This window comes from Cryobacterium sp. TMT2-17-1 (genome assembly GCF_004402765.1).
Lineage (GTDB): Bacteria > Actinomycetota > Actinomycetes > Actinomycetales > Microbacteriaceae > Cryobacterium > Cryobacterium sandaracinum.
Genome location: NZ_SOGC01000027.1, coordinates 36,600 through 55,106, shown reverse-complemented (window position 1 = coordinate 55,106; position 18,507 = coordinate 36,600). Strand labels below are relative to the sequence as shown.

The window sequence follows — 18,507 nt, the reverse complement described above, 5'->3', positions numbered from 1 at the left end:
GACCAGGGACCCCCTATCCGTTTCCCCGTTCGACCGCGTCCGTCATCCGGGGGCGGGACTTGGTCTCATTCCGCCATTTGAGGGCCCCGGTCTCCAGCCAGGGTGGTGCCATGATCTGCACGGCGCCGGGGACCATCCGGATTGCCCAGCCGGAGGCGGCGAGGTAGCGGTGATGCCACCAGCACAAACAGACGCCGTTGTCGGTGTGCGTCGGTCCGCCCTCGGAGTGCGGGATCACGTGGTGGATCTCGGTCATCCCGGCCGGGATTTTGCAGCCCGGGATGACGCAGGTGCCGTCGCGGAGCTGAATCGCCCGGCGTTGCGCGGCGGTGAAGCAGCGTTCGGGTGAGCCGAGGGCGATGATGCGTCCCTCGTCGGTGATGACGACTTTCTGCTGACCGCCGTTGCTGATCAGGTCCGTGACGGCGCTGATCGAGATCGGGGTTTCGACGCCGTCGATCCAGCCGACGCCGCGGCCCTGACCGAAGTCCGCGTTCAGGTCCTGTTCCCGCACACTGACCAGAACCATGGCCGGGGCGCCGCCGATGGTCGGGGCCTCCCCGGCCCGGGAGACGACCTCGAGGATCACGGCGAGCACGTCGTGGCGCCGCTGGTCGGGACCCGTCGGGCGCGAGCACGGCCCTCCAGACCGCACCCTGCAACCGGATCTCATCCGCCGACGCCGGCACCGACGCCGGCACCGGGGTCTCAGAAATGGTGCCGGTGGCCGAGGCGACCAGCTCGCTCTCGGCTGCCTGCACCGAGTCCAGGTCGGTGTACCGCAGCGTCGGCGTCAACGCGGTGAGGATCGCGTCGGCCGTGTCGACGCCGATCGCCCCGGCGGCCAGGCCGATGGCCGTGGCGGGGAAGGTGGGCGGCAGCGGTTCGCCACCCCGGGGAGCGGCCGGTGCGCAGCTGCGTGCCCAACCGCGTCCGTCGCCCCGCGGTCGGCCCGGAGACGAGCGTCAGACGCTCGAGTAGTTCTTCGGCGGTGCGGCAGCCCCGCGACCGCCCGAGCCGCCGCGGACAGGCCGTGCGCGGCATCCGCTTCGGGCTGTTCCAGGAGGTTGGTCACGGGATAATTTTACCCTGACTAGAACCTGAAATTCAGAGTGGCTCACCAATAACGCAAACTAGTTTAGTAGATGTATACGAATGAATCAGCGCCTTTCCACCGCCCGCGCGGCGACGGGGCGGCCATCTCAGGCCCTACGCACGCTCCAGTTCGTGGGCCAGCGCCTCAAGTTCGGCCCCTCCCGCCATCAGCGCGGTCATCTCTTCGATCGTGATCTCACTCTTGGCGAAATCACCCATACTGGTGCCGCGCTGCAGCAGCAGGAAACGGTCGCCGACCGGATAGGCGTGGTGCGGATTGTGCGTGATAAAGACGACGCCGAGCCCGCGGTCCCTGGCCCGGGCGATGTACGAGAGCACCACCCCGGCCTGCTTGACCCCCAGGGCCGACGTGGGTTCGTCGAGAATGACGACCTTCGCCCCGAAATGCACGGCGCGTGCGATGGCGACGGATTGCCGTTCCCCGCCGGAAAGCGTTCCGATCGGCTGGTCCACGTCGCGTAGGTTGATGCCCATCCGGGCGAGCTCGTTTTTGGTCGTGGCCCGCATGCCGGTGACATCGAGGCGCCGCAGCGGGCCTCGGCCTCGGGTGAGCTCGGAACCGAGGAAGAAGTTGCGCCACACCGGCATCAACGGCACCACGGCCAGGTCCTGGTAGGCGGTGGCGATGCCGAGGGAGAGCGCCTCCCGCGGATGCGCGAATCGGCGCTCCACCCCGAAGACGCGCAGGCTGCCCTCCGAGTGCTGGTGGGCACCGGAGAGGATCTTGATGAACGTTGACTTGCCCGCGCCGTTGTCGCCCAGCACGCAGAGCACTTCCCCGGCGCCGACGGATGCCGACACGCCCGCCAACGCCCGCACCGAACCGTAGGACTTCCCGATGTCATGCACCTCGAGAATCGGCTCCGGACGGATCGGGGCCGGCGTCATGCGCGCACCCCGGACTGGCGGCGAACGAGCAGGTTTACCAGCACGGCGAGCAGCAGCATCCCGCCGAGAAATGCCTTGAGCCAATTGTTGTCCCACTGGGCGAACACGATGCCCTGCAGGGTCATCCCGTAGATCAGGGCTCCGAGGGCCGCGCCAATCGCCGATCCGTAACCGCCGGTGAGCAGGCATCCGCCCACGACGGCACAGATGATGTAGATGAATTCCTGACCGACCCCGGTCGTGGCCTGCACGGTCGACACGTCGAAGAGCTGAAGCATGCCGACGAGCCAGCCGGCACTGGCCGTGGTCATGAACAGCCCGAGCTTGACCTTGAACACGGGAACGCCGACCTGCCGGGAGCTCGTGACCTGGCCGCCGACGGCGAAGATCCAGTTGCCGGGCCGGGTGCGCAGCAGCACCCAGGTGGCCAGCGCGGTGAACGCGATCCACCAGACGATCGAGATCTTGACGTCCATGCCCAGGAACGGGAACGAGGAGCCGAAGAAGACCTTGACCTGGTCGAACCCGGGCACCGCCCCCATCCCCTGAATGGCGACGCTGCCCGTGAAGAGTTTCGTCAACGCCAGGTTGCAGCCCTGCAGGATGAAGAAGGCCGCGAGGGTCACGATGAAGCTCGGCAGGCCGGTCTTCATGACGACCCAGGCGTTGCCGACGCCGATCAGGAGGGCCACCGCGAGGGCCAGCACGAGAGCGAACCAGATGTTCAGCTCCCACTGAGTGGTGACCACGCCGACGATGAGCCCCGTGGTGCCCGTCATCGCGCCCGCCGAGAGGTCGAACTCCCCGCCGATCATGAGCAGGGCGACGGCCACGGCCATGATGCCGAACAGGGAGGCCGAGTAGAGCCAGGTGGAGATGCCCGCGGGAGTCAGGAACGCCTGCGTGGAGAGCGAGAAGAAGAGGAAGATCGCCAGGGTCGCCACGAGTGCGCCGACCTCAGGCCTGCGCAGCAGGGTGGGCAGCGGATGCGCCCTCGTCGGCCGTTCATCGATCCCCGCGCCCACAGCGACGGTCATCTCGTGCCGTTCTCCGCGAACTTCGCGACCTGGGCCGCGTTGTCCTTCGTCACGAAGCCCGGGCCTGAATAGACCGGCAGCCCGCCGCCGACGACGTCGCCGTTGCGCTTCTGCAGGGTGAGGAAGGTCACGGGCAAGTAGCCCTGGGAGTACGGCTGCTGGTCGACCGCGAACAGTATCTTGCCGCCCTGGATGAGCCGGGTCACGTCGGCGGACACGTCGAACGTGGCCAGCGTGGCTGGGCTTTTCGCCTCGTCGATGGCCTGGCTCGCGGCCACGGCGACCCCGGTCTGCAGGGTGAGGACGGCGTCGATGGACGGGTCGGCCAGGAGTTTGCTCTTGATGGTGTTCTGGGCATCCGCGAGGTTGGCGACGTCGACCTGCACGTTGCTGACGTCCGCGCCGACCGTGTCGGCGGCACCCGTGCAGCGTTCTTCGAGCCCCGAGTTGCCGGCCTCGTGGATGATGCAGATCACGTTGGTCACGTCGGCGGCGGCCAGCTGTTCGCCGGCTCCCTGGCCCGCGATGAACTCGCTCTGGCCGACGTGGGTCTGGGCGCCGAATTCAACGGATTTCTCCAGGCCCGAGTTGATGGTGATCACTGGGATGCCGGCGGCAACGGCTTTCTCGACGGCGCTCTTCACGCCGTCGGGGTTCGCCATCGAGATGATGAGCCCGTCGGGCTGGGCCGCGATGGCCGCTTCGATCAGCTGGCTCTGCTTGACCGGGTCGCCGTCGCCCTGATACGTGACCGTGGCTCCGAGGTCGGTGCCTGCCTGCTCGGCGCCGCTCTTGACGACGTCCCAGAAGGAATCGCCCGCGGTGCCGTGAGTGACCACGGCGATGGTGACCGGCTCCCCTGCCGCTCCCCCGTCAGCATCCGTTCCCGTGGCGGTGCACCCCGTCAGCGCCAGCGACGCGACACCGAAAACGGCCAGCAGGCTGATCTTGAGCTTCATATCTGAACTGTTCCCGACTGTCGTGCGGCGGCCTGAAACAGCGAGGGTTCGCCGGTGACCTGATGCATATCGAACTTACTGGACTGGGGGCCCGCTCGATTCAGATCGATTCGAACCAGTGGCATGAGTGACTCCTTCGTGACGATTCGTTCGGCGCACAGCCACGTGTGCCTGACACAAAAAAGCCCCCGGAACCGTGTGGTTCCGGGGGCTGATGGTTGCGGGGGCAGGATTTGAACCTACGACCTCTGGGTTATGAGCCCAGCGAGCTACCGAACTGCTCCACCCCGCGTTGCAAATACAAACTTACCACAGCCTCGGGTTGTGAAACGCATGGTCAGACCTCAGAGGTGATGGCCACGCTCCGGGTACTCCTGAAACCGCTTTCGATAGAGAGAGATGCACCCGTGACCGTTCTCACAGAAGTCCTGTCCGACACCGCCGTTTATGCCGACGGCTTCGGCGACAAGTCCGGAAACTGATTCCGGACGTCCTGGGCGGCCGCGCGCGACGCTGTGCCGGGGATGTCGACGTTCGTCGAATTGCTCTCCCCACACCCTTCCATTGACGGTGGATCTGGGGTTCTATCGACAGTGCCTGCACCTTCCCCCAGTACCCAACGAGTATTCCGCATGCGCCGCAACCCGACTGCTGCCCGGCTTCTCGTCCACTCCGCTGCCGCGCACAGGGTGGACCGTGACCGCGAGTGACCAGGAAACCACAGGTGAGAACGGCGCAGCCGCCAACGTGCTCGACGGCAACGCCTCGACCCACTGGCACAGTGAGTGGAGCGGAACCGCGGTGCCGCTGCCCCATTCGATCACCATCGACATGCACAAAACCGACACCGTCGCAGCCCTGAAGTACCTGCCGCGCACAAGCAGTTCGAATGGACGAATCGGCCGTTTCGAGATCCATGCCAGCCCGGATGGCACGAACTGGGGTGCCGCCGTCGCAACAGGAACCTGGGCCGACAACGCGTTGGAGAAGACGACGGGATTCACCCCTGTGGCGACCCGTTTCATCCGGCTGACCGCGATCACGGAGGCAGGTCACGGCGGCCCTGGACCAGCGCCGCCGAACTCCATCTGATCGCAGAAACAGGCACCACCCCGCCGCCCCCACCCGCGCCAGCGCCGACGGCGCTCACCCGGACCGGCTGGATAGTGACGGCGAGCGACCAAGAGACAACCCGCGAAAGCGGCGGCGCCGCGAACATGCTCGACGGCAACCTCACCACGATCTGGCACTCCCAGTACTCCCCCACGTTGATCCCGTTTCCGCACAGCATTGTTCTCGACATGCGGGCGATCAACGAGGTCTCCGGCTTCACCTACACCCCGAGGTCCGGCACGTCCCGGAACGGCGCCATCCTCGCTCTGAACACCGGCATGGTCACCCCGCTTACTGTCGCTAATACGGGGCACGACATGTTCTGCCCCGGAGTGTCGATCCTCCCGGACGGCAGGATCCTGATCAGAGGGGCGAGCAACGCCGCCTCGTCGACGATCTACGACCCGGCGAACAACATGTGGTCAGCCGCCACACCCATGAACATCCCACGCGCCTATCAGTCGAACGTCACGCTCTGCAATGGGCAGGTGTTCCTTCTCGGCGGTTCCTGGGCGGGCGGCCAGGGCGGTAAGAACGGTGAAATCTGGTCGACTTGCGCCGGGTGGCGCGGGCTGGCCAACGTGCCTGTCGCACCGATCCTGACGAACGACCCGCAAGGGGTGTTCCGATCCGACAACCACGCGTGGCTGTTCGCGGTGGCCGACGGGAAGGTGTTCAATGCCGGCCCGAGCCGTCGGATGAACATGTACACGACCAGCAGAGCCAGCGCTGTTCAGGATCTTGGTCTCCGGGCCGACAGTGGCGACGCGATGAACGGCAATGCGGTCATGTACGACGTCGGCAAGATACTCACCCTCGGTGGCTCGCCCGCGTACCAGGACAGTGACGCGACCGCGCGGGCCTATGCAATCGACATCAACAATGGTGTCAAGGTGACGCGAACCGGCGACATGGCGGCGCGACGGGTTTTCTTGAACTCCGTCGTGCTGCCCGACGGACAGGTTCTGGCCTTGGGCGGTCAGGCGTACGCGAAGCCGTTCTCGGACGCAACGGCCGCCATGGAGCCTGAGGTTTGGAACCCGGTGACAGGCAAGTTCACCGCGCTCGCGCCGATGACTGCGCCGCGCACATATCACAGCGTGGGGCTACTGCTGCCTGATGCCCGGGTCTTCGTCGGCGGTGGCGGCCTCTGCGGCACCTGCACGACCAATCACCCGGACGGGCAGATATTCACCCCGCCCTACCTGTTCAACGCCGACGGCACCGCCCGCCCTCGTCCATCGATCACCACGGCGCCTACCGCTGCGGTGCGGGGTTCCACCATCCAGGTAACGACGTCCGGGCCCACACCAGCGTTCCCCCTCATCCGCATGAGCACGGTCACCCACTCGATCAACACTGACCAGCGTCGCATCCCACTCACGCCCACCGGCGTAACCGGTAATACCGCATCCCTGACGATTCCGTCCGATCCGGGAGTCGTGGTCCCCGGGCATTATCTCCTGTTCGCCATGGACGTTAACGGGGTGCCGAGCGTCGCCCAGACGATCCGGATCGGGTAGTCGGACTACGGCCGTGATGAATGTGGAGTCAGGGCGATGGCCTCCCCGACACTTTCTCTGAAAAGTCCGGACATTCACTGGCTCCTGTGAGTTAAAGCAGAAAGACCGGTGCAGCCTTTCTGCTGAACCGGCCCTTCTGTGTATGTGATGAAAATCACCGTGGCATTGCCTGAAACGCCCTTGGTTGCGGGGGCAGGATTTGAACCTACGACCTCTGGGTTATGAGCCCAGCGAGCTACCGAACTGCTCCACCCCGCGCTACAACGATAAATTTACCACAGCCTCCGGCGCGGTCCGACCACACGGGCTGCGGAACCGGCCGTCCCGGCCCGCGGAACGCGGATGCCGCGCCGTTCCGCGGGAGGCGTGCCCCCGGCTAAACGGCGCAGCACCCGCGCAGCGGATGAAGCGGCGAACGACTCGCTACTGGTCGAGCAGCACCAGCATTTCGGCGATCGCATCGCTCAGCTTCTTGTCGGCTACCCCATAGGCGGTGAAGTCACCGGTCGTCAGGGCCGCCTGCTTCTCGGTGACGGCCAGCTTGGCCACGGCGAGGAGCGACTTCAGTTGAGCATCCGTCGCCGGGTCACCGGTCGACGTCGATGGGGTGGTTTCGCCCTCGGCAGGGGCCTCCCCCTCCACGGGCGTCTCGGACGGCGGCACATCGGTGTCTCCGGCGCTGGCGCCGGAGTCGCCTCCGAAGAGCACGTCAAGCGCCTTGTCCAGCGTGTCCTCGAACGCGATCTGATCTCCGAAGGCGACGAGCACCTTCTGCAGCAACGGGTAGCTGGTCTCACCCGTGGACTGCACGTAAACCGGCTGCACGTAGAGCAGGCCGCCACCCACAGGCACGGTGAGCAGGTTTCCGTTGAGCACCTTCGACTGGCCCTGCTTCAGCAGGTTCAACTGTTGTGAGACGGTCGGGTCCGCGTTGAACTTGGCCTGCACCTGGCCGGGGCCAGGCACGGTCACGTCCTCCGGCAGGTTGAGCAGGCGGAGCTTCCCGTAGCCTTCCGCCCGCACCCCGTCGGTCGAACCGGCATCCGCGTCGACCGCGAGGTAGCCGGTCAGAACGTTCCGGCTCGTCGCGCCGCTCGCGTCCGGGATGAACGTGGTGTACAGCGAGAAGGATGGCTTCTCCTGGCCTGGAACCTGCATGGTCAGGTAGTAGGGCGGCTGTAGGGTCGTGTTCGTCGACGGCGACACCGGGTCGTTCGGCGTCGTCCAGGCGTCGTCAACCGAGTAAAAGGAACCCGGGTCGGTGACGTGGTACTTACCCAGAACCCGGCGCTGCACCTTGAACATGTCCGCCGGGTAGCGAACGTGGCTCATCAGATCGCCGCTCATCTCGGACATCGGCTTGATCGTCGACGGGAAGATCTTCTGCCAGGTCTTGAGCAGCGGATCCTCGTCGTCCCAGGCGTAGAGGGTGACCTCGCCGTCGTAGGCGTCGACCGTGGCCTTGACCGAGTTGCGCATGTAGTTGATGTTGTCGAGCGCGAATGGCTGCGGGGGCGTTTCCGTGTCGGCGATCGCGTCGCTCAGGCCCACGGAAGTGGAGTACGGGTAGTCGGCCGAGGTGGTGTAGCCATCGACGATCCACTTGAGCTTACCGTCGACGATCGACGGGTAAGCGTCGGAGTCGAGGGTCAGGTACGGAGCCACCTTCTGCACCCGGGTGACCGGGTCACGGTCGTAAAGGATCTGCGATTTCTCGTTCACGGCGTTGGCCAGGAAGATCTGCTCCGACTGGAACTTGAGCGCGTAGATCAGCTTGTTGAACGCGTTGTCGAGCTTCGGCCCACCGTCGCCCGTGAATGTCGTGTAGGTCTGCTGCGCCCCATCCGTGCCCGACGGGTAGTCGAGTTCGACCGGCTTGCTGTCCTTGGGCGCACCCACGATGGAGTACGGCGGCGACGTCTCGCCGAAGTAAATCCGCGGTTCGTATTCGGGCAGCGACCCGGTGGTCGGGATGCCGGACTCGAGGAACACGGGCTGGCCGGCGGCCGAGCGCTGGTTGCCGTAGGCCGCCACGACGCCGTAGCCGTGCGTGTAGACCACGGTCGAGTTGACCCAGGTGTTGCCGGCGTTCAAACCGGCCAGGTTGAGGTCGCGCACGGTGACCACTGTGTCCTGGGACTTGCCGTCAATCGGGTACCGGTCGACGTCGAGGTTTTGCGGAAATTGGTAATACTGCTTGAACTGCTCGAGCTGGGAGAACGCGTCGCTGACCAGAGCAGGGTCGAGAATACGAATGTTGGCGGTCGTCTCAGCGTCGGCGCGCAAGGCGCCGGGCGCGGCCGTCGTGATCGCGTTGTACGGAATCTCTTCCACATCCGCCAGGTCGTAGGCGTCGCGGGTGAGGTCGATGTTGCGTTGAATATAGGGTTCTTCGAGCGTTTTGGCGCTCGGCACCACCTGGAAGCGCTGCACGACCCACGGGTACAGCGAGCCGAGCAGGAGACTGCTCACGATCAACAGCGCGGTGCCGACAATGGGCAGGCGCCAGCGGCCGATGAAGGCGGTGAGGAGGAACAGGATAGCGACGACGGCGGCGATTCCGGCCAGGATGGCGCGGCCCGGAATCGTGGCGTTCACGTCGGTGTAGCCGGCGCCGGTGATGATGTCGTTGGTGTTGGTCAGCGTGGAGTACTGGTCGAGCCAGATACTCACGGCCTGCAGCATCAGGTAGAGGGCTGCCGTGCTGGCAATCTGGATGCGGGCGGCCTTGGAAACCATGACCTCGCGCCCGCTCACCCTGATCGAGCCATACAGGTAGCTCGTAGCCGCGGCGACGAGGGCCGAGATGAGCACCACGGCCGACGCGAAGCCGAGCACGGAGTGCAGGAAGGGGAGATCGAACAGATAGAACGAGATGTCCAGTTTGAACTGGGGATCAACTCGGCCGGTGTCCGTGCGGTTCAGCCACATCAGAACGACCTGCCAGCGGGTAGCCGCGGCGACGCCGGCGAACAGACCTAGCAGAGCCGGGATGCCGTACATGGCGAGGCGGCGCAGCGGCTCGATGACCTGCTGGTAGCGGTCGAGCTGCGAGTTGAGCTTCGCATATACCGGCCGCAAGCGGTAAGCGATCTGGATGCTCGCCCAGACGGGGACCGCCATCGCTACGAACCCGATCAGAAACAGCACGGCACCGGCGAACCACTGCGTGGTCAGCACGGCTAGGAAGCCCAACTGGTCGAACCAGAGAACGTCGGCATATAGCCCGGCGAAAACGAAGAAGATGATCACCAGCCCCGCGATAATCGCTGCCGTAATGGCAAGGGGAGCACGGCTGCGCTGTGGCGCGGGAGCGCTTCGGGCTTGTTGTGACGTCACGAATTGGCCTCTTGATCTCGAAATCGGCGGTCATCGCCCATTCTAGACAGCCGCCGCGAACGAAAGCCGCACATTCGCTGGGCAGCGGCCCGGGGTTAGCCGAGTGCGCACTGCTCCAGTGCGTCGGTGTCCGAACCGGTGCGGATGGCGTCCAGCGCGGCCAGCGCGTCGTCGAGGGTGTCCACGGAAAAGACCGTCATCCCGTCGGGCACGTGACCGGTGACCTCGTCGCAGTTGTCGGCGGGCGCGAGGAACCAATCGGCGCCGCTTCGGTCGGCACCGATCAGCTTCTGTCGGATACCGCCGATCTGACCCACCTCGCCGGCCTGGTTTACCGTGCCGGTGCCCGCGACATCCTCACCGCCCTGAATAAAGCCGGAGGTGAGCGTGTCGATGATGCCGAGGGCGAACATCATGCCCGCGCTGGGCCCGCCGACCGAGTCGAGTTCGATCGTGACGTCGAAGGGGAAGTCATAGTCGCTCGTCACATTGATGCCCACCACGACGGCGTCGCCCGATTCAACCGGGGTGACCTGCACCGTCTCGCTGGCGCCGTCCCGGATGATTCCAATGGAGGCGGCGTCGTCGACACCGTTTCGCGTCAGCGCGTCCCGCAGGGCCGTGATGTCGGCGACGTCTTCACCGTTCACCGAGACCACCTCGTCGCCGGCTTCGATGGCTCCCTCGGCGGGCGAGTCGCCCGGCAGGGAGAGGACCGAGAGGATCGTCGGGTAGTCATAGTCGAGGCTGGTCAGAGCGGCGGCGATCGCATCCTGCTGCGAATTCACCATCTGCGCCTGGCTCTGCTCCTCGCGCTGCTTCGTGCTCACGTCGGGCGGGAACGCCGACTCGATCGGGATCACGGCCTGGTTCGGGTCGAGCCAGGCGGCGGCGACCGTCAGCCAGCTCGGCCGGTTGTCGGGGTTGCCCAGCAGCGACACGGTCAGCAGGTCGAGGCTGCCCTCGGTCGGGTAAACGGGTTCGCCGGAGATGGAGATGAGCGGCACCTGCTTGCCGTCCTGTTCGGCCGTGCCGATGGTGTTGTAGACCGGTCCTGGCTTCTCGATCACATACGGTGACGGCGTCACGGCGAGGATGAGGCCGATGACCATCGCGATCCCGAGCACCACCCAGCCTGTCCCGACGGCGCGCGCGGATCGGTCGGGCGGCTGTACTGGGTGATCGGTGAAGAGGGCCACCGGTCTCCTTCCAGGGATTGTGCTGGCTGTTCGCGGCAGGCGGACACCGGTTTACCAGCGTAGGTCATTTCCCAGTCCGCGCCGGGGATCTCCGGCTAGCGTAGAAGGACGCGACTGAGAGGTGCCTGAAGTGGCCGACGACGACTCCCGACCCGACGAGGGTCACAATCCCGAAGATGAGTTTCGGGACATGCTGCGCGACATCCTGAGTGGGAAGTCGTCCATCGACCCGAGCCAGCTGGCCGGCGCGGCGGGGCTTCCCAGCGACCCGGCGAGCATTTCCGCGCTGATGAATCAGTTGCAGGGTGCTTTGCGCGGCGGCGGCGACGGATCCATCAATTGGGATGCCGCCCTCAACCAGGGCCAGGAGCGCGCGGCCCAGAGTCAGCTCGACGTGACCTCGGCCGAACGCGCCGCCCTCGACCAGGCATTCCACATCGCCTCCCTCTGGCTGGACGAGGTGATCTCGGTCGCCGAGCTCACCACCCCTCCGCGCCTGATGACCCGTAAGGAATGGGTCTCCGCGACCATGCCGCTCTGGACCCAGCTCGCCGAGCCCGTCGCGACCAGCATCTCCGACTCCCTGACCCGGGTGCTCACCGATCAGGCCCCGGAAGAGCTCAAGGGCATGATGGCCGGTGCCGGCCAGGTGATGCGCAGCATCGGCGGCACCCTGTTCGCCATGCAGCTCGGCCAGGTCGTGGGTCAGCTGTCCAGCGAAGTCGTCTCCGGTGGAGACGTCGGAATCCCTTTGCTCAGCGACCAGCAGGCCGCTTTGCTCCCCCAGAACGTGGCCGCGTTCGGGGAAGGCCTCGACGTTCCCGCCGACCAGGTGCAGATCTACCTCGCGGTGCGCGAAATCGCCCACGCGCGCCTCTTCCGCCACTCCCGCTGGCTGCGCCTGCACCTGATCAGCTCGATCACCGACTTCGCCCGCGGCATCCACATCGACTCAAGCCGCCTCGAGCAGCTGGCCGACGGCTTCGACCCGGCCAACCCGGAAGAACTGCGCGCCGCCATGGTCGACGGCTCGCTGATCCCGCCGAAGAGCGAGGCCCAGCTGGCCGCGCTCTCCCGGCTCGAAACGATGCTCGCCCTGATCGAGGGCTGGGTCGATGTCGTCACCCTCGAGGCCACGAGCCGGCTGCCCCGCGCGGACGCGATCGCCGAGACGGTGAAGCGGCGCCGGGCATCCGGTGGGCCCGCCGAGTCGGCGTTCGCCACCCTGGTCGGGCTCGAGCTGCGCCCCCGGCGCCTGCGCGAGGCCGCCGCCCTGTGGCAGGCCGTGACGGATGCCGTGGGCAACGAGAAGCGCGACGAGCTGTGGGCCCACCCGGACCTTCTGCCCTCGTCAGCGGACCTCGACGACCCACAGGCCCTCGTGGCCCGCCTGACCAGCTCGGCAGCCGGGGTTGAGCCGGTCCTCGACAAGGTGGACCAGGCCCTGGAAGACTTGTTGCGCGACGACGACACCGAGCGGCCGCACGAGGCGTAGCCCGGCTGGCCCTGACGAATTCGACGGAGATTTTGGGGTTTTGAGGCCCGGAAGGCGGTTTTGCGCCGTTTTGGGCAAAATCTCCGTCGAATTCGTCAGGCGGGCGCGGGCTAGATCAGGCCCTTCGTGTGCCAGATCGTCTTCGTTTCGGTAAACGCCAGGACGCGCGCCAGGGAGGGACTCGCGGCATCCGGACCGTTCTCGGGCTGCAGCACCCGGGTGAGGGTCTCGGCCGCGTCGATCTCGAGGTGGATCCAGTCGAGATCGCCGGCGCCAACCAGGTCGAGGGCGTTGACGTCGGCGTGGCTGGCCAGCCACGGCGCCATCTCGGCGGGAGACCCGGTGAGGATGTTGACTACGCCGCCGGGCACGTCACTAGTGGCGAGCACCTCGCCCAGGCTGATCGCCGAGAGCGGCATGACCTCGTTCGCGACGACGACCACGGTGTTGCCTGAGACCAGCGCCGGGGCGACCGCGCTGACGAGACCGAGGAGGGAACCCCCGGTCTGCGGCGCGATGATGGCGACGACGCCCGTGGGCTCCGGCACCGAGAGGTTGAAGTAGGGACCCGAAACCGGGTTGGCGTTGCCGGCCACCTGCAGGTACTTGTCGGCCCAGCCGGCGTACCAGACCCAGCGGTCGATGGCCTCGTCGACCTGGGCGAATGCTGCCGCGGTGCTCACGCCTTCCGACTGCACGATTTCGGTGACGAACTGGGCCCGGCGCCCCTCGAGCAACTCCGCGATGCGGTAAAGCACCTGGCCGCGGTTGTAGGCCGTGGCGCCGGCCCAGCCGCCGAGGGCCGAGCGGGCGGCGACGACGGCGTCCCGGGCATCCTTGCGGCTGGCCTTCGCGGCGTTGGCGAGGAATTCCCCGTCGTGGGAACGGATCTCGTAGACCCGGCCCGACTCACTGCGCGGGAACTTGCCGCCGAGGTAGAGCTTGTAGGTCTTGGGAACGGCGAGGCGGGTCACTTGGCTGCCTTCTTTCGGGAAACGGGAGTCTTCTCCGCGGCCGGCGAAGCAACGGCCGGTGCGATGGATGCCGCGGGCGCGGCCGTCACGGTGCGCGCGGCCGCGCGACCGGCGGCGGGCTTGAGGTATGCCGCGAGCCCGTGGCGGCCGCCCTCGCGCCCGTAGCCGGACTCTTTGTAGCCGCCGAATGGACTGGCCGGGTCGAAGCGGTTGAACGTGTTCGCCCAGATCACGCCGGCACGCAACTTGTCGGCGACGGCCAGCATCCGGCTGCCCTTCTCGGTCCAGATTCCGGCGGACAGTCCGTACGGCGTGTTGTTCGCCTTGGCGATGGCCTCGGCCGGGGTGCGGAAGGTCAGCACGGAGAGCACCGGGCCGAATACCTCGTCACGGGCGATGCGGTGGCTGGTGGAGACGTTGGTGAAGATGGTCGGCCTGAACCAGAAGCCGGCCTCGGGCAGCACGCAGTCCGGACTCCAGCGCTCGGCGCCTTCCTGCTCGCCGATGTCGGTGAGTTCCCGGATGCGCGCCAGCTGCTCGGCGCTGTTGATGGCGCCGATGTCGGTGTTCTTGTCCATCGGGTCGCCGAGGCGCAGCGTGGACAGGCGCGCCTTGAGGCGGTCGATGACATCGTCGTGGATCGACTCCTGCACGAGCAGGCGGCTACCCGCGCAGCAGACGTGGCCTTGGTTGAAGAAGATGCCGTTGACGATGCCCTCGATCGCCTGGTCTATGGGCGCGTCGTCGAAGACGATGTTCGCGGCCTTGCCGCCGAGCTCGAGGATGACCTTCTTGTCGGTTCCGGCGACCGAGCGGGCGATGGCCCGGCCGGCGCCGGTGGAGCCGGTGAAGGCGACGAGGTTGACGCCGGGGTGCCCGACGAGGGCCTTGCCGGTGTCGCGGCCGCCCGTGACGATGTTGACAACGCCGGCGGGCAGGTCGGCCTGCTGCAGGATCTCGGCGAACAACAGCGCGGTCAGGGAGGTGGTCTCAGCCGGCTTGAGCACGACCGTGTTGCCGGCGGCGAGGGCCGGGGCGATCTTCCAAGCCAGCATCAGCAGGGGGAAGTTCCACGGGATCACCTGGGCGGCGACGCCCCGCGCGGACGGCGTGGGGCCGACCCCGGCGTGGTCGAGCTTGTCGGCCCAGCCGGCGTAGTAGAAAAACCAGGCGGCAACCAGAGGCACGTCGACGTCGCGGCTCTCCTTGATCGGCTTGCCGTTGTCGAGGGTCTCGGCGACGGCAAGCTCACGGGCCCGCTCCTGCACAAGGCGGGCGATGCGGAACAGGTACTTGCCGCGATCGCTGCCGGAGAGCTTCGACCAGGTCTTGTCGTAGGCGCGACGGGCGGCGGCCACCGCCGCGTCGACATCCGCCGCGTCGGCGTGGGCGATCATTGCGATCTGCTTCTCGGTGGCCGGGTTGATGCTCTGGAACGGCTCACCCCGACCGGCGACGAACTCCCCGTCGATGAAGAGTCCGTAGTCCCCCCGAAGGTTCAGCACGGCCTGGGACTCCGGGGCGGGAGCGTAGTCAAGAAAGCTCATGGTTATTCCAATCAAGGTTGATCGAGTTGTCGGTGATCGAGCTTGTCGAGATTCAATCGATCGTCACGTAGTCAAGGCCGGAGTAGTGTCCGGAGGTCATCTTCTGGCGCTGCATCAGCACGTCGTTCAGCAGGCTCGACGCCCCGAACCGGAACAGGCTCGGCGTGAGCCATTCCTCGCCCACGGTTTCGGCGACGGTCACGATGTATTTGGTGGCGTCTTTAGACGTGCGAATGCCGCCGGCCGGCTTCACACCGACCTTCGCCCCGGTGAGGCGATGCCAGTCGCGCACGACCTCGAGCATGGAGAGGGTCACGGGCAGGGTGGCCGCGACGGGCACTTTGCCGGTGGAGGTCTTGATGAAGTCGCCGCCGGCCAGGATGGCCAGCCACGACGCGCGGCGCACGTTGTCGTAGGTACTGAGCTCCCCGGTCTCGAGGATCACCTTGAGGTGGGCGAAACTGCCGTCGGGGCGGCGGCAGCTCTGCTTGACCGCCACGATCTCGTCGTAGACCTGGCCGAACCTGCCGGACAGGAACGCACCACGGTCGATGACCATGTCGATCTCGTCGGCGCCGGCCGCGACGGCGTCGTGCACGTCGGCCAGCTTGATCGCGAGGGACGCGCGCCCACTCGGGAACGCGGTCGCGACGGCGGCGACGTTCACGCCGGCATCCGTGCCCGCGGAGTGCGCGGAGCCGAGAGCGGCGACGGCGTGCGGCACCATGTCGCCGTAGACGCAGACCGCGGCCACGCGAGGGCAGCTGAGGTCACCGGCGTCGGGCGTGAGGGCCTTGCCGACCAGGGACTTCACCTTGCCGGGGGTATCGGCCCCCTCGAGGGTGGTGAGGTCGATCAGGCTGATGATCTTGTCGATCGCCCACTTCTTCGAGCTGGTCTTGATCGAGCGGGTGCCGAGGTCGGAGGCACGCTGCTCCAAGCCGACGGCGTCGATGCCGGGGATGCCGTGCAGGTAACGCCGCAGATTCGCATCCGTGGCTTCGCCGCCGATGAGCGCCAGGGCGCGTTCCCCGGTGTTCAGCTGGGCCATGGCCGTTTGGCTGGTAGTCATGAATTGTCCTTGCGGTCGGGGTGCGGTCATGCGTTTTCTCCGAGGATGGCGAGTGCGGTGTCTTCGTCGGTGACGAGCACTGTGCACAGGCCGCTGCCGACGACGGCGCGGGCGATGGAGTGTTTGGAGCCGCCGGTGATCACGGCGATGGCGGTCTTCGCGTGACGCAGCGCTTCGAGCTGGATGCCGACGGTCCGGCCGTTGAGTTCCGGGTCGACGATGTTGCCGTTGCTGTCGATGTACCGGCCGACGATGTCGCCGACCGCGCCCTTGCGTACGAGCTCGGCGACCTGTTCTGCGGTGAGGTAGCCGCTGTCGACGAGAGCCGAGTTTTGGTCGGCCTGGCCGGCGCTGAACAGGTAGGCGGATGCCGCGGCGCCGAGGTTCAGCACGGCGGCGACGGAGCGGTCGGCTTCGATCGCGGTCTTGGTGTCGAGGCGCTCGAGGATGGCGGGGCTCGGCAGCAGCGTCGCCGCCCCCGAGGCCTTGTGAGCAATGGTGACGGCCGTCGCGGCTGCGGTGCCGGCGCGCCGGTTGAGGCTGACTCCGCCGTTGATCTGCACGACGTTGACGCCGCTGGCCCAGCCCTGGGCCAGGTGCAGCGACACCTCGTGCAGGGTGCGGCCCCAGCTGATGCCGAGCGTTCGCGGCACCGGGCGGAGGCCCGTGAGGTAGTCGGCGGCAGCTTGGGCGGTGCGGGACTGGAGTTCCTCGTCAGTGGAGACGCCGGCAGAGGAGACGACGATGGCATCCGTCAGCTGCGTGGTCTCGCGCAGCCGGCGTTCGATGGAGAGACGACGGGCGCGCGGGTGAACGATTTCGATGCGGATGAAGCCACTGGCCTTGGCCTGGGCGAGGAGCCGGCCCACCTTCCAGCGGGTGAGGCGGAGAACGGTGCCGATTTCGTCCTGCGTCTTGTTTTCCTCATAGTAGAGCTCGGCCGCGCGAATGGATAAGAGTTCGTCGGTGTCCGTCATGGTGCTCCGTTCCGTTCGGGTCCAGCCTAAGTCGCCGGTCTCCCCCGATCAACGCCTGTTGGTCATGTTGCTCATCTGCGCATTCGAGCATCGACCCTGCAACTCTGCACGCCCTAGGCTGATGTCATGCCCACCAGCTACGCTCTCGCCGTCGACCTCGGCGGCACCAAGGTTGAAGCCGCACTCGTCGACGAGCAGGGGGTCGTGCTCGCCGCCAGCCGGCACCGCGCCCCCACCGGCCCGGTCAAAACCGCCGAGGAACTCGCGGACAGTGTACGGACCGTTGTCACCCGCGCCCGAGCGAGCCTGCCGGTCGGAGACGCCCTCCTCGGCGTCGGCATCGGCACCGCCGGACCGATCACCGTGGACACGGGCACAGTCTCTCCGTTGAATCTGCCGGCCTGGCGGGATTACCCCTTACGGGATTGTGTCGCGGCCCTCGTGCCCGAGGCGCCCGTGCGCCTGCGCCTGGACGGCCTCTGCATCACGCTCGCCGAGCACTGGCTCGGCGCCGGGAGGGGCGCCGACAGCCTGATGGGCATGGTCGTGTCCACCGGCATCGGCGGCGGCCTGATCCTGGGTGGGTCCACCGTTTCCGGGCCGACCGGCAACGCCGGGCACATCGGTCACATCGAAGTCGGCGGGTTCGACGACGCCTGCGCCTGCGGCGGCACCGGATGCCTCGAGGCCGTCGCATCCGGACCGCGCACCGTGGCCTGGGCGCGCGCCGAGGGCTGGTCGGGCCTCACCGGCGAAGACCTCTCGGCCGCATACGCCGCGGGAGACCCGATCGCGATCAGTGCGGTCAAGCGCTGCGGCCAGGCCATCGGCCAGGCGATCGCCTCCGCGACGAACCTCGTGGACCTCGACGTGGTGGCGATCGGCGGCGGCTTCTCACACGTCACGCCGGACCTGTTCGACTACGTGCGAGCGGCCGTCGCCGAGCGCACGGTGTTCTCCTTCGCGACCCGGGTGCGCGTCGTCGCATCCGCTCTCTCCGGCGACGGCCCACTGATCGGCGCCGCGGCGCTCATCCACCGCGCCGATCTGGTCGCCTGAGTCACCCACTCCCCCGCCCGCGCGCCCTTGGCCCGCCCGCGCGCCCTTGGCCCGCCCGCGCGCCCTTGGCCCGCCCGCGCGCCCGCCCCTGAACCAATTCGACGGAGATTTTGCTCTCAGCCGGCATTGAGACCGGTCTCACCCGGTTTTTTGCCAGAATCTCCGTCGAATTCGTGAGGCCGCACGGGGCACTGGGCGGGCAGCAGGGC

General features: G+C 67.0%; 14 protein-coding genes and 2 tRNA genes. 4 read left to right on the top strand and 12 right to left on the bottom strand.

The window, feature by feature from the left end; translation table 11 throughout:
- Window positions 1–13 precede the first annotated feature (13 nt).
- The 5 genes from E3O47_RS06400 to E3O47_RS06380 all read right to left on the bottom strand — a co-directional run bounded on the left by E3O47_RS06400 (window position 14) and on the right by E3O47_RS06380 (window position 4,292).
- The gene (locus E3O47_RS06400; RefSeq protein WP_134400676.1) at window positions 14–673 is read right to left on the bottom strand and encodes an HNH endonuclease signature motif containing protein; all 660 of its coding nucleotides are present in this window, start codon (window positions 671–673) and stop codon (window positions 14–16) included.
- Window positions 674–1,209: 536 nt separating this feature from the next.
- Window positions 1,210–2,004, bottom strand: coding sequence for an ATP-binding cassette domain-containing protein (locus E3O47_RS06395; RefSeq protein WP_104100244.1), 795 nt, complete (start codon window positions 2,002–2,004; stop codon window positions 1,210–1,212).
- The gene (locus tag E3O47_RS16205) at window positions 2,001–3,041 is read right to left on the bottom strand and encodes an ABC transporter permease (protein WP_134419880.1); all 1,041 of its coding nucleotides are present in this window, start codon (window positions 3,039–3,041) and stop codon (window positions 2,001–2,003) included. Before E3O47_RS16205 ends, E3O47_RS06395 begins: the two co-directional genes overlap by 4 nt.
- Window positions 3,038–4,000: a sugar ABC transporter substrate-binding protein gene (locus tag E3O47_RS06385; protein WP_104100246.1), complete on the bottom strand. Its 963-nt coding sequence runs from the start codon at window positions 3,998–4,000 to the stop codon at window positions 3,038–3,040. Before E3O47_RS06385 ends, E3O47_RS16205 begins: the two co-directional genes overlap by 4 nt.
- 215 nt (window positions 4,001–4,215) lie before the next feature.
- Window positions 4,216–4,292, bottom strand: a tRNA-Met gene (locus E3O47_RS06380).
- 404 nt (window positions 4,293–4,696) lie between these two features.
- On the opposite strand from E3O47_RS06380, the gene E3O47_RS15935 reads away from it, so the two are divergent.
- Together E3O47_RS15935 and E3O47_RS06370 are read left to right on the top strand one after the other, a co-directional pair.
- On the top strand, window positions 4,697–5,092 hold the full coding sequence (locus E3O47_RS15935; protein ID WP_166785340.1) for a discoidin domain-containing protein: 396 nt from the start codon (window positions 4,697–4,699) through the stop codon (window positions 5,090–5,092).
- A gap of 74 nt (window positions 5,093–5,166) precedes the next feature.
- Window positions 5,167–6,636, top strand: a complete 1,470-nt coding sequence (locus E3O47_RS06370; RefSeq protein ID WP_134400673.1) for a galactose oxidase-like domain-containing protein — start codon at window positions 5,167–5,169, stop codon at window positions 6,634–6,636.
- Window positions 6,637–6,817: 181 nt separating this feature from the next.
- Here the strand turns inward: E3O47_RS06370 and E3O47_RS06365 are convergent.
- The 3 genes from E3O47_RS06365 to E3O47_RS06355 all read right to left on the bottom strand — a co-directional run bounded on the left by E3O47_RS06365 (window position 6,818) and on the right by E3O47_RS06355 (window position 11,174).
- Window positions 6,818–6,894 (bottom strand) — tRNA-Met (locus tag E3O47_RS06365).
- Window positions 6,895–7,059: 165 nt separating this feature from the next.
- Window positions 7,060–9,975, bottom strand: coding sequence for a UPF0182 family protein (locus E3O47_RS06360; RefSeq protein ID WP_174720162.1), 2,916 nt, complete (start codon window positions 9,973–9,975; stop codon window positions 7,060–7,062).
- Between the two features lie 95 nt (window positions 9,976–10,070).
- Complete coding sequence (locus E3O47_RS06355; RefSeq protein WP_134419878.1) at window positions 10,071–11,174, bottom strand: S16 family serine protease; 1,104 nt, start codon at window positions 11,172–11,174, stop codon at window positions 10,071–10,073.
- A 190-nt stretch (window positions 11,175–11,364) separates the two neighbouring features.
- On the opposite strand from E3O47_RS06355, the gene E3O47_RS06350 reads away from it, so the two are divergent.
- The gene (locus tag E3O47_RS06350; protein ID WP_134400766.1) at window positions 11,365–12,669 is read left to right on the top strand and encodes a zinc-dependent metalloprotease; all 1,305 of its coding nucleotides are present in this window, start codon (window positions 11,365–11,367) and stop codon (window positions 12,667–12,669) included.
- 110 nt (window positions 12,670–12,779) lie between these two features.
- Here the strand turns inward: E3O47_RS06350 and E3O47_RS06345 are convergent, their stop codons facing one another.
- The 4 genes from E3O47_RS06345 to E3O47_RS06330 are packed head-to-tail and all read right to left on the bottom strand — an operon-like array spanning window position 12,780 to window position 17,239.
- The gene (locus E3O47_RS06345; protein WP_134343297.1) at window positions 12,780–13,643 is read right to left on the bottom strand and encodes an aldehyde dehydrogenase family protein; all 864 of its coding nucleotides are present in this window, start codon (window positions 13,641–13,643) and stop codon (window positions 12,780–12,782) included.
- Window positions 13,640–15,190: an aldehyde dehydrogenase family protein gene (locus tag E3O47_RS06340; RefSeq protein ID WP_104100252.1), complete on the bottom strand. Its 1,551-nt coding sequence runs from the start codon at window positions 15,188–15,190 to the stop codon at window positions 13,640–13,642. The genes E3O47_RS06345 and E3O47_RS06340 overlap by 4 nt, the downstream gene beginning before the upstream one ends.
- Window positions 15,191–15,242: 52 nt before the next feature.
- On the bottom strand, window positions 15,243–16,262 hold the full coding sequence (deoC, locus tag E3O47_RS06335; protein WP_134343298.1) for a deoxyribose-phosphate aldolase: 1,020 nt from the start codon (window positions 16,260–16,262) through the stop codon (window positions 15,243–15,245).
- Window positions 16,263–16,288: 26 nt separating this feature from the next.
- Window positions 16,289–17,239 carry a sugar-binding domain-containing protein gene (locus E3O47_RS06330; protein ID WP_104100254.1) on the bottom strand — a complete coding sequence of 317 codons (951 nt, stop codon included), beginning with the start codon at window positions 17,237–17,239 and terminating at the stop codon, window positions 16,289–16,291.
- Window positions 17,240–17,365: 126 nt separating this feature from the next.
- On the opposite strand from E3O47_RS06330, the gene E3O47_RS06325 reads away from it, so the two are divergent.
- Window positions 17,366–18,298, top strand: coding sequence for an ROK family protein (locus E3O47_RS06325; RefSeq protein ID WP_134401056.1), 933 nt, complete (start codon window positions 17,366–17,368; stop codon window positions 18,296–18,298).
- Window positions 18,299–18,507 lie beyond the last annotated feature (209 nt).

What these genes read in the sequence shown, in the direction of transcription:
- E3O47_RS06400 (WP_134400676.1), bottom strand. Translation starts at nt 673, where the DNA reads ATGAGATCCGGTTGCAGGGTGCGGTCTGGAGGGCCGTGCTCGCGCCCG.
- E3O47_RS06395 (WP_104100244.1), bottom strand. Translation starts at nt 2,004, where the DNA reads ATGACGCCGGCCCCGATCCGTCCGGAGCCGATTCTCGAGGTGCATGAC.
- E3O47_RS16205 (WP_134419880.1), bottom strand. Translation starts at nt 3,041, where the DNA reads ATGACCGTCGCTGTGGGCGCGGGGATCGATGAACGGCCGACGAGGGCG.
- E3O47_RS06385 (WP_104100246.1), bottom strand. Translation starts at nt 4,000, where the DNA reads ATGAAGCTCAAGATCAGCCTGCTGGCCGTTTTCGGTGTCGCGTCGCTG.
- E3O47_RS06350 (WP_134400766.1), top strand. Translation starts at nt 11,365, where the DNA reads ATGCTGCGCGACATCCTGAGTGGGAAGTCGTCCATCGACCCGAGCCAG.
- E3O47_RS06340 (WP_104100252.1), bottom strand. Translation starts at nt 15,190, where the DNA reads ATGAGCTTTCTTGACTACGCTCCCGCCCCGGAGTCCCAGGCCGTGCTG.
- deoC (WP_134343298.1), bottom strand. Translation starts at nt 16,262, where the DNA reads ATGACTACCAGCCAAACGGCCATGGCCCAGCTGAACACCGGGGAACGC.
- E3O47_RS06330 (WP_104100254.1), bottom strand. Translation starts at nt 17,239, where the DNA reads ATGACGGACACCGACGAACTCTTATCCATTCGCGCGGCCGAGCTCTAC.
- E3O47_RS06325 (WP_134401056.1), top strand. Translation starts at nt 17,366, where the DNA reads ATGCCCACCAGCTACGCTCTCGCCGTCGACCTCGGCGGCACCAAGGTT.